Source organism: Streptomyces sclerotialus (genome assembly GCF_040907265.1).
In the GTDB taxonomy this organism is placed as follows: Bacteria; Actinomycetota; Actinomycetes; order Streptomycetales; family Streptomycetaceae; genus Streptomyces; species Streptomyces sclerotialus.
On record NZ_JBFOHP010000002.1, the window covers coordinates 6,181,064 to 6,194,449 of the forward strand.

Consider the following 13,386-nt stretch of genomic DNA (forward strand, 5'->3'; position numbering starts at 1 on the left):
GGCCGTACTGTTCCCATGACGGCCCCGTACCCACCGCTGCTACGGAACCGGCAGCGTGCCGCCGATGCGCAGGGTCAGGTCGCGGGCGGTACGGGCGACCTGCTCGGCGATGCCCGTCCGCTGGTCCGCCGGTACCTCGGCGGCGGGGTACGTGACGGCCACCCCGGCGACCGGGTGCGCGCTGTGGTCCAGCACCGGCGCGGCGACCGAGGAGAATCCCGGGGTGACCTCGCCCTCCTCCGTGGCGTAGCCGCGGCGCCGCACCTCCACCAGCAGGTGGCGGAGCGCGGAGAGCGAGCCGGGACCGTGCCCGTGGCGGACCACGAAGGCGGACGGGTCCGGGAAGAGCGCGCGTACCTGGGCGTGCGGCAGCCGCGCCAGCATGGCCCGGCCGCTCGCCGTCAGGTGCGCGGGCAGCCGCACGCCGACCTCCGTCACCAGCGGCGCCCGGCCCGGCGCCCGCTCCTCGATGACGTAGATGACCTCCCGGCCGTGCAGCACCGCGAGGTGCGCGCTGTGCCCCGTCCGGTCGACCAGGGCGGTGAGGGGCGCCCGGGCCAGCCGCTGGAAGGGCGCCTGACGGCTGTAGCCGGAGGCCAGCTCGAAGGCGCTGACGCCCAGGCCGTACCGCCGTTCGTCCGCCAGGTGCACCACGAAGCCGTCCTGGGCGAGGGTGTCGAGCAGGTGGTACGTCGTCGAACGGGGCAGTCCCACGTCGCGGCTGATCGCGGCCGCGGGGACCGGCCCGAGCTGGCCGGCGAGATACCGCAGGATCGCCAGGACCTGGGCGGCTGCGGGAACGATTGCCATGCGATTGAGGTTAACCGGCGTCGGGGTGCGGTCCGGCGGCCTCGTGCGGCCGCCGGCTTCCGCCGTGGGGGTGCGGGAAGGCGGCCTCGTGCCGCGCCGTCGTGGTTGCTCGCGCAGTTCCCCGCGGCCCCTGACGGGGCGCTCCCCGAAGGGCGTCACCAAGGCGGCCACACCCCTCGCAAACGTCTGGGATACCAGACACAATGCTCCTGTGGAGCCTGGAACAGCGGGTCTGACCTGGTGCTTCATTGAGGCATGTCACCAGTAGTTGTCATTGATGTCGGCGCACTTTCCGCCGGCGACGTCGTGGCCGTCGCGCGCCACGACGCCCCCGTCACGCTCTCCCCCGCAGCCCAGGAGGAGATCACCCGCAGCCGCAAGGTCATCGAGGCCCTGGCCGACGACGTCACCCCGCACTACGGCGTCTCCACCGGCTTCGGCGCCCTCGCCACCCGCCACATCCCCACCGAACTCCGTGCTCAGCTCCAGCGCAGCCTGGTCCGCTCGCACGCCGCGGGCTCCGGCCCCGAGGTCGAGCGCGAGGTGGTACGCGCGCTCATGCTGCTGCGCCTGTCCACCCTCGCCACCGGCCGTACCGGTGTCCGCCTGGAGACCGCCGAGGCGTACGCCGCGCTGCTCAACGCCGGCATCACCCCGGTCGTCCGCGAGTACGGTTCGCTCGGCTGCTCCGGCGACCTCGCCCCGCTCGCCCACTGCGCGCTCGCCGTCATGGGTGAGGGCGAGGTCCGCGACGCCGACGGCGAGCTGCGCCCGGCCGCCGAGGCGCTCGCCGCCGCCGGCATCGCGCCGGTCACCCTGCACGAGAAGGAGGGCCTGGCCCTCATCAACGGCACCGACGGGATGCTCGGCACCCTCGTCCTGGCCGCCCACGACCTGCGTCGCCTGCTCGCCACCGCGGACATCAGCGCCGCCATGAGCGTCGAGGGCCAGCTCGGCACGGACGCGGTCTTCGCCGCCGACCTCCAGGCCCTGCGCCCGCACCCCGGCCAGGCCGACAGCGCCGCGAACCTGCGCGCCGTCCTCGCCGACTCCGCGATCGTCGCCAGCCACCGCGGCCCGGAGTGCACCCGCGTCCAGGACGCGTACTCGCTCCGCTGCTCGCCCCAGGTGCACGGCACCGCGCGGGACACCCTCGGCCACGCCGAGCTGGTGGCCTCCCGCGAGCTGGCCGCCGCCGTCGACAACCCCGTCGTCACCCTCGACGGCCGCGTCGAGTCCAACGGCAACTTCCACGGCGCCCCCGTCGCCGCCGTCCTGGACTTCCTCGCGATCTCCGTCGCGGACGTCGCCTCGATAGCGGAGCGCCGTACGGACCGCTTCCTGGACGTGGCCCGCAACCACGGCCTCAACGCGTTCCTCGCCGACGACCCCGGCGTCGACTCCGGCCACATGATCGCCCAGTACACCCAGGCCGCCATCGTGTCCGAGCTCAAGCGGCTCGCGGCGCCCGCCTCCGTGGACTCCATCCCGTCCTCCGCCATGCAGGAGGACCACGTCTCCATGGGCTGGGCCGCGGCCCGCAAGCTGCGCAAGGCCCTCGACGGCCTCACCCGCGTGCTCGCGATCGAGCTCCTCACCGCGGCCCGCGCCCTGGACCTCCGCGCCCCGCTCACCCCGGCCCCCGCCACCGCCGCGGTCGTCGCCGGTCTGCGCGCCGACGTGCAGGGCCCCGGCACCGACCGCTACCTCGCCCCCGAGATCGAGGCGGCCGTGCAGTACGTGGCCTCGGGCGAGGCCCTGCGCGCTGCCGAGTCGGTCGCCGGCCGGCTCCGCTGACACCCGGCCACTCCACACTCCGAAAGGACAACACCATGACAGGTCCCCGCCCCGTCCGTGCCGCCCGCGGCACCGACCTCTCCGCTCTCGGCTGGCAGCAGGAGGCCGCCCTGCGGATGCTGCAGAACAATCTGGATCCGGAGGTGGCCGAGCATCCGGACAAGCTGGTGGTCTACGGCGGGACCGGTAAGGCGGCGCGGGACTGGCGCTCGTTCGATGCGATGGTGCGTACGCTGCGGTCGCTGAAGCAGGACGAGACGATGCTGGTGCAGTCGGGCCGTCCGGTGGGTGTGATGCAGACCCATGAGTGGGCGCCGCGGGTGCTGATCGCCAACTCCAACCTGGTGGGGGACTGGGCGAACTGGGAGGAGTTCCGGCGGCTGGAGCAGCTGGGGCTGACGATGTACGGGCAGATGACGGCCGGTTCGTGGATCTACATCGGTACCCAGGGCATTCTGCAGGGCACGTACGAGACGTTCGCGGCGGTGGCGGCGAAGAAGTTCGGCGGCACCCTGGCGGGCACGATCACGCTGACGGCGGGGCTGGGCGGGATGGGCGGTGCCCAGCCGCTGGCGGTGACGATGAACGACGGCGTGGCGATCTGTATCGACTGCGATCCGCGGGCGATCGAGCGGCGGATCGAGCACCGGTACCTGGATGTGAAGGCCGACGATCTGGCGCAGGCGCTGCAGCTGGCCACCGAGGCCCGCGATGCGCGCAAGCCGCTGTCGATCGGGCTGCTGGGCAATGCGGCGGAGCTGCTGCCGCGGATGCTGGCCGAGGGCGCGCCGATCGACATCGTCACCGACCAGACCTCCGCGCACGATCCGCTGTCCTACCTGCCGGTGGGCGTGGCGTTCGAGGACATGGCGGAGGCGGCGGCGAAGGATCCGGCCGGGTTCACCATCCGTGCCCGGGAGTCCATGGCCCGGCACGTGGAGGCGATGGTGGGCTTCATGGACGCGGGGGCGGAGGTCTTCGACTACGGCAACTCCATCCGGGGCGAGGCGCAGCTCGCCGGGTACGACCGCGCGTTTGCCTTCCCCGGTTTCGTGCCGGCCTATATCCGGCCGTTGTTCTGTGAGGGTAAGGGGCCCTTCCGGTGGGCGGCGCTGTCGGGTGATCCGAAGGACATCGCCGCCACGGACAAGGCGATCCTGGAGTTGTTCCCGGAGAACGAGTCGCTGGCCCGGTGGATCAAGATGGCCGGGGAGCGGGTGCACTTCCAGGGGCTGCCGGCGCGGATCTGCTGGCTGGGGTACGGGGAGCGGGACAAGGCCGGTGAGCGGTTCAACGAGATGGTGGCGTCCGGTGAGCTGCGGGCGCCGCTGGCCATCGGCCGGGACCATCTGGACTGCGGTTCGGTGGCCTCGCCCTACCGGGAGACCGAGGCCATGCTCGACGGCTCCGACGCCATCGCGGACTGGCCCCTCCTCAACGCCATGGTCAACGTCGCCTCCGGTGCGTCCTGGGTGTCGTTGCACCACGGTGGCGGGGTCGGCATGGGGCGGTCGATCCATGCGGGTCAGGTGTCCGTCGCCGACGGCACCAAGCTCGCGGGCGAGAAGATCCGCCGGGTGCTGACGAACGACCCCGGTATGGGGGTCATCCGGCACGTCGACGCCGGATACGACATCGCCGACACGGTTGCCGACGAGCGGGGCGTGCGTATCCCGATGCGCGAGGCTCCCTCCGCGTAACCGTTCCCCGTCGGGAAAGGCCGCCGCCGATGACGTCGGCGGCCTTTCCCTTCACGTCCGGGGCCCGTCAGGCCCCGGCGTTCTCCCGGGCCTCGGCTGGCGCGTTCTCCGCGGCGGCCGGTGCGGCGGAACGAGGACGGACCCAGAGGAAATGAACCACCGACAGCAGAGCCAGCCACACGGCCCCGACGATCAGCGCGATTCGGGTGCTCGCGGAAAAGGCGAGCAGCACCAGCACGGCTGCCATGAACACCATGGCGACGATCTGCCCGTACGGCCAGAACGGGACCTTGTAGGCGAGTCCGGCCACTTCCTCCCGGGACATCTTCCGGCGTGCCGCGTACTGCGTGGCCAGAATCATCAGCCATACCCAGACGGTGGCGAAGGTGGCTATCGAGGAGATGATGAGGAAGACGCGGTCGGGTATCAGGTAGTTCAGCACCACGCCGAGCAGCAGCGAACCGATCATGATGCCGACGGTCAGGGTCGGCACGCCGTTGCGCGAGAGCCGGCGCATGACCGACGGGGCCTGGCGGCGCTCGGCCATGCCGTACATGACGCGGCCCGCGGCGAAGATGTCGCTGTTGATGGCGGAGAGCGCGGCGGCCACCACGACGACGTTCAGGACGGCGGCGGCGGACTTGATGCCGAGCCCGGCGAAGATCTGCACGAACGGGCTGGCGTCCGAGCCGATCTCCTGCCACGGGTTCAGCGACATGATGACGGCGAGGGTCAGTACGTAGAACAGCACGATGCGCAGCGGGATGGAATTCACCGCGCTGGGGATCGTCTTCTCCGGATTCTCGGCCTCGCCCGCCGTGACGCCGATGATCTCGGTGCCGCCGAAGGCGAACATCACGACCGCGAAGGACAGGACGAATCCCTGGACGCCGTGCGCGAAGAATCCGCCGTTGTCCCAGAGGTTGGACACTCCGACATGCGTCCCACCGCCGCCGATGCCCAGGACGAGAAGGGCGAGACCGGCCACGATCATCGCGCAGATGGCCACGATCTTCACGAGCGAGAGCCAGAATTCCAGCTCGCCGAAGACCTTCACGGGGAAGAGGTTCAGAATGCCGATGACGCCGATCGCGGCGAGCAGCCAGATCCAGCGCGGTACGTCGGGGAACCAGAATCCCATGTAGACGCCGAGCGCGGTGATGTCGGCGATACAGACGATGACCATTTCGAAGGCGAAGGTCCAGCCGGTCGTGAAGCCCGCCAGCCGCCCCAGGTGCCGGGTCGCGTACTCGCCGAAGGAGCCGGCGGTGGGGTGGTTCACCGCCATCTCGCCGAGGGAGCGCAGGACGAGGAAGACGGCCCCGCCGCCGATCAGGTAGGCCAGCAGCACCGCGGGGCCGCCGGCCTGGATGGCTTCCGAGGAGCCGTAGAAGAGCCCGGTGCCGATGGCCGACCCGAGGGCGATGAATCGGATGTGCCGGGACCTCAGCCCTCGCTGCAAGGTCGTTTTTTCGGTGCTCACAAGATGCCCTCTCCTTCGGGAACAGCACGCCCGTCCCTGGCGTGCGACATGGGCCGTTGCCTGGCGGGAGCGGCTGTCGTCGCGTCTCACTTGACCACAGGCGCCGCATGTATATGCCTGTATAGACAGGACCGTCAAGAGTCGATCCGGGGAGTGGGCGGGGCCGCGGGGCAGGGGGCGCGGCGATGAGGGAGCCCGGTACGGCGGCAGCCGCCTCCAGCACCTCGCCGGCCGTCGGCCGCGCGCTGGACATCCTCACCCACCTCGCCGGCCGCTCCGGCCCCGTACGCGTCGCGACGCTCGCCCGCGACCTCGGCATCCCGCGCTCGTCGGCGTACCACATCCTCACCGTGCTGGCCGGGCGCGGCTTCGTCACCTACCTCCCGCACGAGCAGGCCTACGGGCTGGGCGTCGCCGCCTTCGAGATCGGCTCCGCCTACCTCCGGCACGAACCGCTCGAACGGCTGGCCCGCCCGATCCTGCGCACCCTCGCGACCCGCCTCGCCCAGCCGGTCCACCTCGGGGTGCTGCACGGCGCGGAGACCGTGTACCTGCTCAAGGAGCAGCCCGCGGAGGGACGGCCGGGCGCCGCCGCGGTCCCGCTGGTCACCGAGGTCGGCGTCCGGCTCCCGGCGCACCTCACGGCCAGCGGCCGGGCGCTCCTCGCCCACGTCGGCGAGGCCCAGCTCAAGGCGCTCTTCCCGCGCCCCGGCGATCTCATCACCCGTACCGGCAAGGGCCCCCGGTCGCTGGGCGAACTGCGCGACCTGCTGGCCAGGGACCGGGCGCGCGGCTGGTCGGAGGAGACCGAGCTGATCTCGGCGGGCTTCCGGTCGGTCGGGGTGGCGGCGTTCGACCACCACGGGCGGCCCGTCGCGGCCCTCAGCAGCACCTGGTACCGCCACCACCGGCCGCGCGACGAGGCGTACGTACGCGACCTGCTGCGCAAGGGCGCGGCCCGGCTGACGCACGCGGTCTCGGGACGCGCGCCCGCCCCGTAGGACGCCCCGTAGGACGGCCCGCAGAACGGGCTCAGCGGTTGTCGAAGGTGCCCTGGAGCCGGTAGCGGGAGCCCGGGTGCAGCAGCCGCGCGATGCTCACCAGCGCGTCGCCCGACCAGGTGCGGCGGTGGATCAGCAGGCACGGCTCGGACTCGGGCACGCCGAGGACCGCGCACTCCTCCGCCGACGGCAGCACCGCCTCCACCACGTGCTCGCCCTTGCCCAGCGGCGCCACCTCAGACAGGAACGTGAAGGGGGTACGCCGGGTGAAGTCCTGTTCCAGATAGCCGGGCGCGAAGTCCGGATGGACGTACCGGTCCTCCAGCTGGATCGCCACGTCGTCCTCGAAGTGCACCACCCGGGACCGGAAGACCCGGCGCCCGGCGCCCGGCCCGAACTGCGCGCCGACCTCCGCGTCGGCGGTCTCCGCGCGTACGTACAGCACCTCGGCGCGGTACCGGTGCCCGCGATGGCGCACCTCGTCGGCGATGTTGTGCACCTCCACCAGCGCCGAACTGCCCTTGTGCAGCGCCACGAAGCTGCCCACGCCCATCACCCGGCGGATCAGGCCCTGGGCGGCCAGCTCCCGCAGCGCGCGGTTCACCGTCATCCGGGACAGCCCCAGCGACGCGACGAACTGGCTCTCCGACGGGAGCGCGTCCCCCTCCCGCCACCGCCCGCTCATGATCTGCTCGGTCACGAGGTCCTTCACGCGCTGGTACGCGGGCACGGAACGGGACGCCTGCTCGTGGTACCGCCGCGCGAGGTCGGCCACCTCACCGGCCAAGCCGTTCACCGTCCCTCGCACTCGTGGTCACACGCTCCTCGCGGGTGACGCGGGCACCGGAATCCTAGTGGGTCTCGGATCCGAGGAACCGGGCCGCCCGTACTGGTCCGCCGGCCGGTACGCGGGTGTGATGGCGGCGGAACACCGAGGAGCTGAGGAACCGTGACGAGCACCGTGCAGCAGGCCGCCCGCGCCATCGACCCGGACCCGGGCCGGGGCCCCGGCACCGGACCCGACCCGGGCACGCACCCGGAGCCGGCGGTGGACGCCGCCGCCGAACCGTGGACCGGCCGCGACGACGGCCCCGGCACCGAGCACCTGCGCTGGCACCACGCGGTGACGCCGTACCCGGCCACCGGCCAGGCCGGGGACCGGCACCGGAGCGCGGCCGGCGACCGGGACGCCGCCTTCGTGGGCTTCCGCAGCGACGAGGGCGTACGCCGCAACAAGGGTCGGCCGGGCGCGGCCGACGGCCCCGGAGCGCTGCGCCGCGCGCTCGCCCCGATGGCGCTGCAGACGCCGCTGCGCGCGCTCGACGCCGGGGACGTCGAGGTACGCGACGGCGACCTGGAGGCCGGGCAGCGCCGCCTGGGCCGCGCCGTCGCCGCCCTCCTCGACCGCGGCCGCCCGGTGGCCGTGCTGGGCGGCGGCCACGAGCTCGCGTACGGCAGCTACCTCGGACTGGCGGGCAGCCGTGCGCTGCGCGACGGCGCCCGCCTCGGCGTGCTCAACCTCGACGCCCACTTCGACCTGCGCGACGACGTCCGGCCCAGCTCCGGCACGCCGTTCCTGCAGATGGCGGCGGACGAGGAGGCCAGGGGCCGGGAGCTGAACTACTGGGTGCTCGGGGTGAGCGCGCCGAGCAACACCGAGCGGCTGTACCGCACCGCCGACCGGCTCGGCGTGCGCTACCTCCCCGACACCGGCTGCGGCCTGCTGAGCATGCACCGCGTCGACGCCTTCGTGGACGACTTCCTCGCGAGCTGCGACCTGGTGCACCTCAGCATCGACCTGGACGTCCTGCCCGCGGCCGTGGCACCGGGCGTCAGCGCCCCCGCCGCGTACGGGGTCCCGCTGGAGGTGGTGGAACACGTCTGCGCCAAGGTCGCCACGAGCGGGCAGCTGGCCGTCTGCGACGTCGCCGAGCTCAACCCGGACCTGGACACCGACCACCGCACGGCCCGCACCGGCGCCCGCCTGGTCCACCGCGTCCTGACCGGAGCCGCCGGCGTCCGTCAGGCGTGAGGACCGCCGGCCGGGTCCGCACCGCGGCTCCCGTCGCCGGCCGGTGCCCGGGGGAGCCGCAGCCGGAAACACGCACCGCCGCCCGGAACCGGTTCGTACCAGGCGTCGCCGCGGTTCGCCCGGGCCAGGCTGCGTACCACCCACAGGCCGAGCCCCGTGCCCTCGCTCTGCCGCTCGGTGCCCGGTGCCCGGCTGAACCGCTTGAACAGGTGCGGTACGAAATCCTCCGGTACCCCGTCACCGTGGTCGCGCACCGACACCCTCAGCCACTGACGGTCCTTGGCCGCCGCCCGGACCTCGATCGGCGGCCGGCCGTAGGCGAAGGCGTTCTCCAGGATGTTGGCGAGCATCTCCGCGAAGGCGGCCCGGTCCACCTGCGCGACCAGGTCGGCCGGGCACGTCAGCCGCACCTCGTCGGCCCGCTCGACGATGTCACCCAGGCGTTCGACCAGGAACGGCAGCACGGGAATCCTCTCGGGCGCCGCGTGCGGCCCGGCGGCATCGAGCCGCGCGGCGGTGAGCAGCTTGCGCACCAGGTTCTGGAGGTGGGCGGTGCGCTCGGCGATCCGTTCCACCGCCTCGTCCCGCTTCTTGTCCGGGAGCACGGCCCGGGTGTCGCGGAGCAGGTCGACGAGGACGGCGATCGTGGCCAGCGGGTTGTGCAGCTGGTGCGCCGCCACCGCCACGATGACGTTCTGCCGCTCCAGCGCCGCCTTCAGCGCACGTTCGGTCTGCCGCCTGCGGGTGATGTCGCGCAGCGCCGCGACGTAGAGCTTGCGGTCCTCCAGGAGCGCGGTGGTGACCCGCATCTCCACCACCCGGGTACCGCCTTCCGGCAGCATCAGGTCGATGGTCGTCTCTCCGGTGACGAGCGGGAAGCCGAAGTCGGAGCCGACCAGCCGGTCGGCCGGGCGGCGGAACAGCTCCTCGGCCGCCGGGTTGCAGAGCACCACCCGGCCGTCCTCGTCGACCGCGAGGATGCCGTCCGCCGCCACCGCGACGACCACCTGATGGAGGTGGTCGTCATCGGCACCGGGGCGGCCGCTGTCAGCCATCGGCGTCCGCCGGCGGTGCGGGCGGGGAGCTGTCGCTCCGGCCAGCCGTGTCGGCGGCGACCAGCGGGGCGCCGTACCCGGCCAGTACGGAGGAGACCCCGACCAGCGGCGCGCCGATGTGCATGCCGGCGGCGTCGATGGTCACTTCGCGTACGTGGTGGTCGTGGGGCGAGCCACGGGTCTGGAGGACCGCGACGGCCCGCTTCGTCCGGCCCGGCGACTCCACGTAGCGCAGCAGGATCGTGGTGTCGGTGAGGCTGACGATCTGGGTGCTGATGGACGCCGTCTGCCAGGGGACGCGGTCGGCGGGCAGCGTGGTGAGCAAGGTGGTGATCCGGCGCGGCCGCAGCACACCTCCCAGCGCGATCACGAAGTCCAGCAGCGCCCGCGCGGTGGTGATGCGCTCCAGCGCGGAGAGGTTGTCGATGACCAGGCGGGTGGGGCGGAACTCCTCGACCGACCGGCGGAGCAGGATGAAGTGGTCCTCCAGCGAAGAGGTCTCCGGATACTCGGACACCGCCCGCAGCAGCCCCGAGGCCTCCAGCGCCGGCAGGTCCAGCCCCCATCCCGAGGCGTTGCGGACCAGCTGCTGCCGCGTCTCGTCGAAGGTGTACAGCAGACAGCGTTCGCCGACCTCGGTAGCGGCCACCGCGAACCGCAGGGCGGCCAGCGTCTTGCCCACCCCCGTCGGCCCGGTGAGGAGGACGACCGCGTCGCGGTAGACCCCGCCGCCGCACATCGAGTCCAGCTCGGGGACGCCCAGGGAGATCCGGTCGTGGATCACCGGGCCCTCGTGCGGGGCGAGGAACGCCAGGGGGATGACGACGATGCCGTCCTGCGGATCGATGGTGAACAGCCATTCGCCGGTGCGGTGCGGGCAGCCACGGAGCTTGACGATCTCGACGGTCCGGCGCCGCCGCTCCTGGTACAGCGTGTTGCGCAGGACGATGACGTTGTGGAGGACGAACTCCTCCACGGCATGCCGGGAGATGCCGCCGTACTCCGACTCCCGCTCGGCAGTGATCACGGAGGTCACGCCGAGCGCCTCCAGCAGGACGGCGATGCGGAACAGTTCGTGCCGGACGGTCCCCGGGTCGGGAAAGCGCATGAACACCGCACCGAGCGAGTCCAGCGCCACCCGCTTGGCGCCGGCCGCGCGCACCGCGTGACTGATCCGCGCAGCCAGCGCCCCGAAGTCGAAGGCGCCCACGGTCAGCACCTCGTCGTCGCTCACGGCGGACGCGTCGACGAACACCCACTTCCCCGCCGCCTCCCACTCCGTGAGGGGGAACCCGAGCGAGGCGGCGTTGCGGCGGATGTCCGCCGACGGCTCCTCGAAGGAGACGAAGACCGCCGGTTCGTCGTGGAACTGGAGCCCGCGCGCCAGGAACTCCAGCGCGAACAGCGTCTTCCCGCTGCCGGCCGTGCCGGTGACCAGGGTGCTCCGGCCCGCGGGCAAGCCGCCCAGTGCGACATGGTCGAATCCGTTGATGGCCGTGGGGACACGTCGGAGAGATTCCCTGCCGGTCGTCATGGCTGCACCTCTGTCAAGAATTCGTGCGGGCCGGGCAGGCCCAGGGCAGCGGCGGCGCGGCGGTGGTCGGACAGGTCGCCGATCACCCGCCGCTTCGGCGGCGGGGCCAGCCGGATCACCGTCGGTGTGGCCAGGACGCGTCCCTCCTCGGCCAGTTCCGGACGTTCGACGGCATCGACGATCTGCAATTCGTACGCTCCGTGCAGTAGCCCGTCGCACAAGCGCCGCAGATTCGACACCGCCTCCTCGGAGCGCGGCGTCCGTCCGGCGACATAGAGAGTGAACGAGTACGTGGTCATATGGGACGTCCTCCCGATCCCCCGCCGCCCGTCGTGCCCTACTGTCCTCCGTGCGCCGTCCCGCTGCCAGAGCGGAAGCCGGTCCTCGCGTGCGTCCGGTCCGGCGGGGCGGGCACTCGTGAAGCCGCGCGTGACGAGAGGGGGGACCAGGCCCCTCACGCGACAGCCGGAAGGACGGGGTGGCCACGATGATCAAGGTATTGGTGGTCGAGGACCAGCGGGCGCTCGCGGACGCCCTGGAACTGGCCATCGGCTCCCAGCCGGACCTGGAGTGCGTGGGCGCGGTCGGCACGGTCGAGGCCGCGCTGCCGCTCGCCGCCGCGGGGGCCGACACCGTCCTGATGGATGTTCACCTGCCCGGCATCAACGGCATCGAAGGCACCGCCGCGCTCAAGGCGGCCCACCCGGAGGCCAGGGTGCTGATCCTCACCGCCGACCCCGACCCCGCGGTGCTGGCGGCCGCCACCGCGGCCGGCGCCGCCGGCTTCCTGTCCAAGGACAGCCGGCTCCCCGACATCCTGGCCGCGCTGCGCGCCCCGGCCGGCGGGCCGCTGCTCGTCGAGGGCACCGCCCTCGTCGCGCTGCTCGGCCCGGCAGGCGGCGGCCGGGAGACGCGCGGGCCGGTGCCCCCCGTCCGCCTGACGGCCCGTGAGCTCCAGGTACTGCGGCTGCTGGGGGACGGCCTGGGGCCACAGGCGATCGCGGAGCGCCTGGTCATCAGCCGGCACACGGCCCGCGGACACGTGAAGAAGGTCCTGATGAAACTGGGCGCGCACAGTCAACTGGAGGCGGTCGTCGCGGCGACCCGGACCGGACTACTGCCCGCCGACCCGGAGAACCACCCCATTTGAGGGGGCACGGTCGGACCGTTTGCGGGCTCCTCACCTGCCGGTCCTGCGTCTACCGTCGGACGCAGGCATACGGCACGCGTGAGCCGGGGGGGGAGAGGGAGCCGAGCCGATGGCTGACCATCAACGATTCTTGGGTGAGGTGTCGCGGTTCGCGGCCCTCCTCGCGACCCGGCCTCCCGTCGGCGTCGCGCTCCAGAACCTGGCCGGGCGGTCCGCCGCGGCGCTCGCGGTGCGCAGCACCGGTGTCTCCCTCGTCCGCGACGGCCGGCTGCGGCCCGTCGCCGCACTGGACCGGATGGCCGCCGAGCTGGCCGCGGTGCAGGTGGAGCAGCCCGGGCCGTGCAGCGAAGCGCTGCGCACCGTACGGCCGGTCATCAGCACCGACCTGGAACGGGACGTCATGCGCTGGCCCGGTTACGGCGAGCGGGCCCTCGGTCTCGGCCTGGCCGCGACCGCCAGTGTCCCGCTGCACATGGACGGACACCCACTGGGCACGCTGGACCTCTACCACACCGCACAGCGGCCCTGGCCCCCTGAGGACCTCGACGCCGTACGCGTGCTGACCGACATGGCCGTCACCTACCTCGCCCAGGCCGAGGAGCTGAACCGGCACCGCACCACGGTGAGCCAGCTGGAGCACGCGCTGGAGAGCCGCGTCGTCATCGAACAGGCCAAGGGCATGCTCGCTGCCGAGCGCCGGATCTCACCCGCCGAGGCGTTCGAATGCATGCGCCGGTACGCCCGCAACCGCGGCATCAAGCTGCGCGGCACGGCCGAGGCGGTGGTGACCGAGGGACTGCGGCCCTGACACGGGCGGGACGGCG

12 protein-coding genes are annotated in these 13,386 nt (G+C 72.7%); 6 read left to right on the forward strand and 6 right to left on the reverse strand.

The genetic code is table 11. From position 1 onward, the window contains the following. Positions 1-39: 39 nt before the first annotated feature. Positions 40-810 carry an IclR family transcriptional regulator gene (locus AAC944_RS27320; RefSeq protein WP_030618527.1) on the reverse strand — a complete coding sequence of 257 codons (771 nt, stop codon included), beginning with the start codon at positions 808-810 and terminating at the stop codon, positions 40-42. Between the two features lie 255 nt (positions 811-1,065). Here AAC944_RS27320 and hutH point away from each other — a divergent pair, with 255 nt between their 5' ends. Beyond that, positions 1,066-2,607: a histidine ammonia-lyase gene (gene hutH / locus AAC944_RS27325; protein ID WP_030618526.1), complete on the forward strand. Its 1,542-nt coding sequence runs from the start codon at positions 1,066-1,068 to the stop codon at positions 2,605-2,607. 35 nt (positions 2,608-2,642) lie between these two features. Then, the gene (gene hutU / locus AAC944_RS27330) at positions 2,643-4,307 is read left to right on the forward strand and encodes a urocanate hydratase (RefSeq protein ID WP_368396464.1); all 1,665 of its coding nucleotides are present in this window, start codon (positions 2,643-2,645) and stop codon (positions 4,305-4,307) included. Positions 4,308-4,374: 67 nt separating this feature from the next. Here the strand turns inward: hutU and AAC944_RS27335 are convergent, their stop codons facing one another. Next, positions 4,375-5,790, reverse strand: a complete 1,416-nt coding sequence (locus AAC944_RS27335) for an amino acid permease (protein WP_030622625.1) — start codon at positions 5,788-5,790, stop codon at positions 4,375-4,377. A 185-nt stretch (positions 5,791-5,975) separates the two neighbouring features. On the opposite strand from AAC944_RS27335, the gene AAC944_RS27340 reads away from it, so the two are divergent. Beyond that, positions 5,976-6,791: an IclR family transcriptional regulator gene (locus AAC944_RS27340; protein ID WP_030622623.1), complete on the forward strand. Its 816-nt coding sequence runs from the start codon at positions 5,976-5,978 to the stop codon at positions 6,789-6,791. A gap of 31 nt (positions 6,792-6,822) precedes the next feature. Here AAC944_RS27340 and hutC read toward each other — a convergent pair whose 3' ends face one another. Then, positions 6,823-7,578 (reverse strand): histidine utilization transcriptional repressor HutC, encoded by a 756-nt coding sequence (gene hutC / locus AAC944_RS27345; RefSeq protein ID WP_030622619.1) that lies wholly within the window; start codon positions 7,576-7,578, stop codon positions 6,823-6,825. A gap of 162 nt (positions 7,579-7,740) precedes the next feature. On the opposite strand from hutC, the gene hutG reads away from it, so the two are divergent. Beyond that, a complete protein-coding gene (hutG, locus tag AAC944_RS27350; RefSeq protein ID WP_368396465.1) occupies positions 7,741-8,823 on the forward strand; it encodes a formimidoylglutamase in 1,083 nt (360 codons plus the stop codon). On the opposite strand, the gene AAC944_RS27355 is transcribed toward hutG, so the two are convergent. Genes AAC944_RS27355 through AAC944_RS27365 form a run of 3 tightly spaced genes read right to left on the reverse strand, consistent with a single transcriptional unit; the run spans position 8,814 to position 11,711 of the window. Beyond that, a complete protein-coding gene (locus tag AAC944_RS27355) occupies positions 8,814-9,878 on the reverse strand; it encodes a PAS domain-containing sensor histidine kinase (RefSeq protein ID WP_030622615.1) in 1,065 nt (354 codons plus the stop codon). The two genes, hutG and AAC944_RS27355, sit on opposite strands and share 10 nt — an antisense overlap. Beyond that, positions 9,871-11,412 (reverse strand): circadian clock protein KaiC, encoded by a 1,542-nt coding sequence (gene kaiC / locus AAC944_RS27360; protein WP_051872303.1) that lies wholly within the window; start codon positions 11,410-11,412, stop codon positions 9,871-9,873. The genes AAC944_RS27355 and kaiC overlap by 8 nt, the downstream gene beginning before the upstream one ends. Continuing rightward, positions 11,409-11,711: a circadian clock KaiB family protein gene (locus tag AAC944_RS27365; RefSeq protein WP_030622610.1), complete on the reverse strand. Its 303-nt coding sequence runs from the start codon at positions 11,709-11,711 to the stop codon at positions 11,409-11,411. The genes kaiC and AAC944_RS27365 overlap by 4 nt, the downstream gene beginning before the upstream one ends. Positions 11,712-11,899: 188 nt before the next feature. Between AAC944_RS27365 and AAC944_RS27370 the strand changes: the two genes are divergently transcribed. Together AAC944_RS27370 and AAC944_RS27375 are read left to right on the forward strand one after the other, a co-directional pair. Beyond that, on the forward strand, positions 11,900-12,562 hold the full coding sequence (locus tag AAC944_RS27370) for a response regulator transcription factor (RefSeq protein ID WP_030622608.1): 663 nt from the start codon (positions 11,900-11,902) through the stop codon (positions 12,560-12,562). 109 nt (positions 12,563-12,671) lie between these two features. Next, the gene (locus AAC944_RS27375; RefSeq protein WP_078888905.1) at positions 12,672-13,370 is read left to right on the forward strand and encodes an ANTAR domain-containing protein; all 699 of its coding nucleotides are present in this window, start codon (positions 12,672-12,674) and stop codon (positions 13,368-13,370) included. The last annotated feature ends 16 nt before the right edge of the window (positions 13,371-13,386 follow it).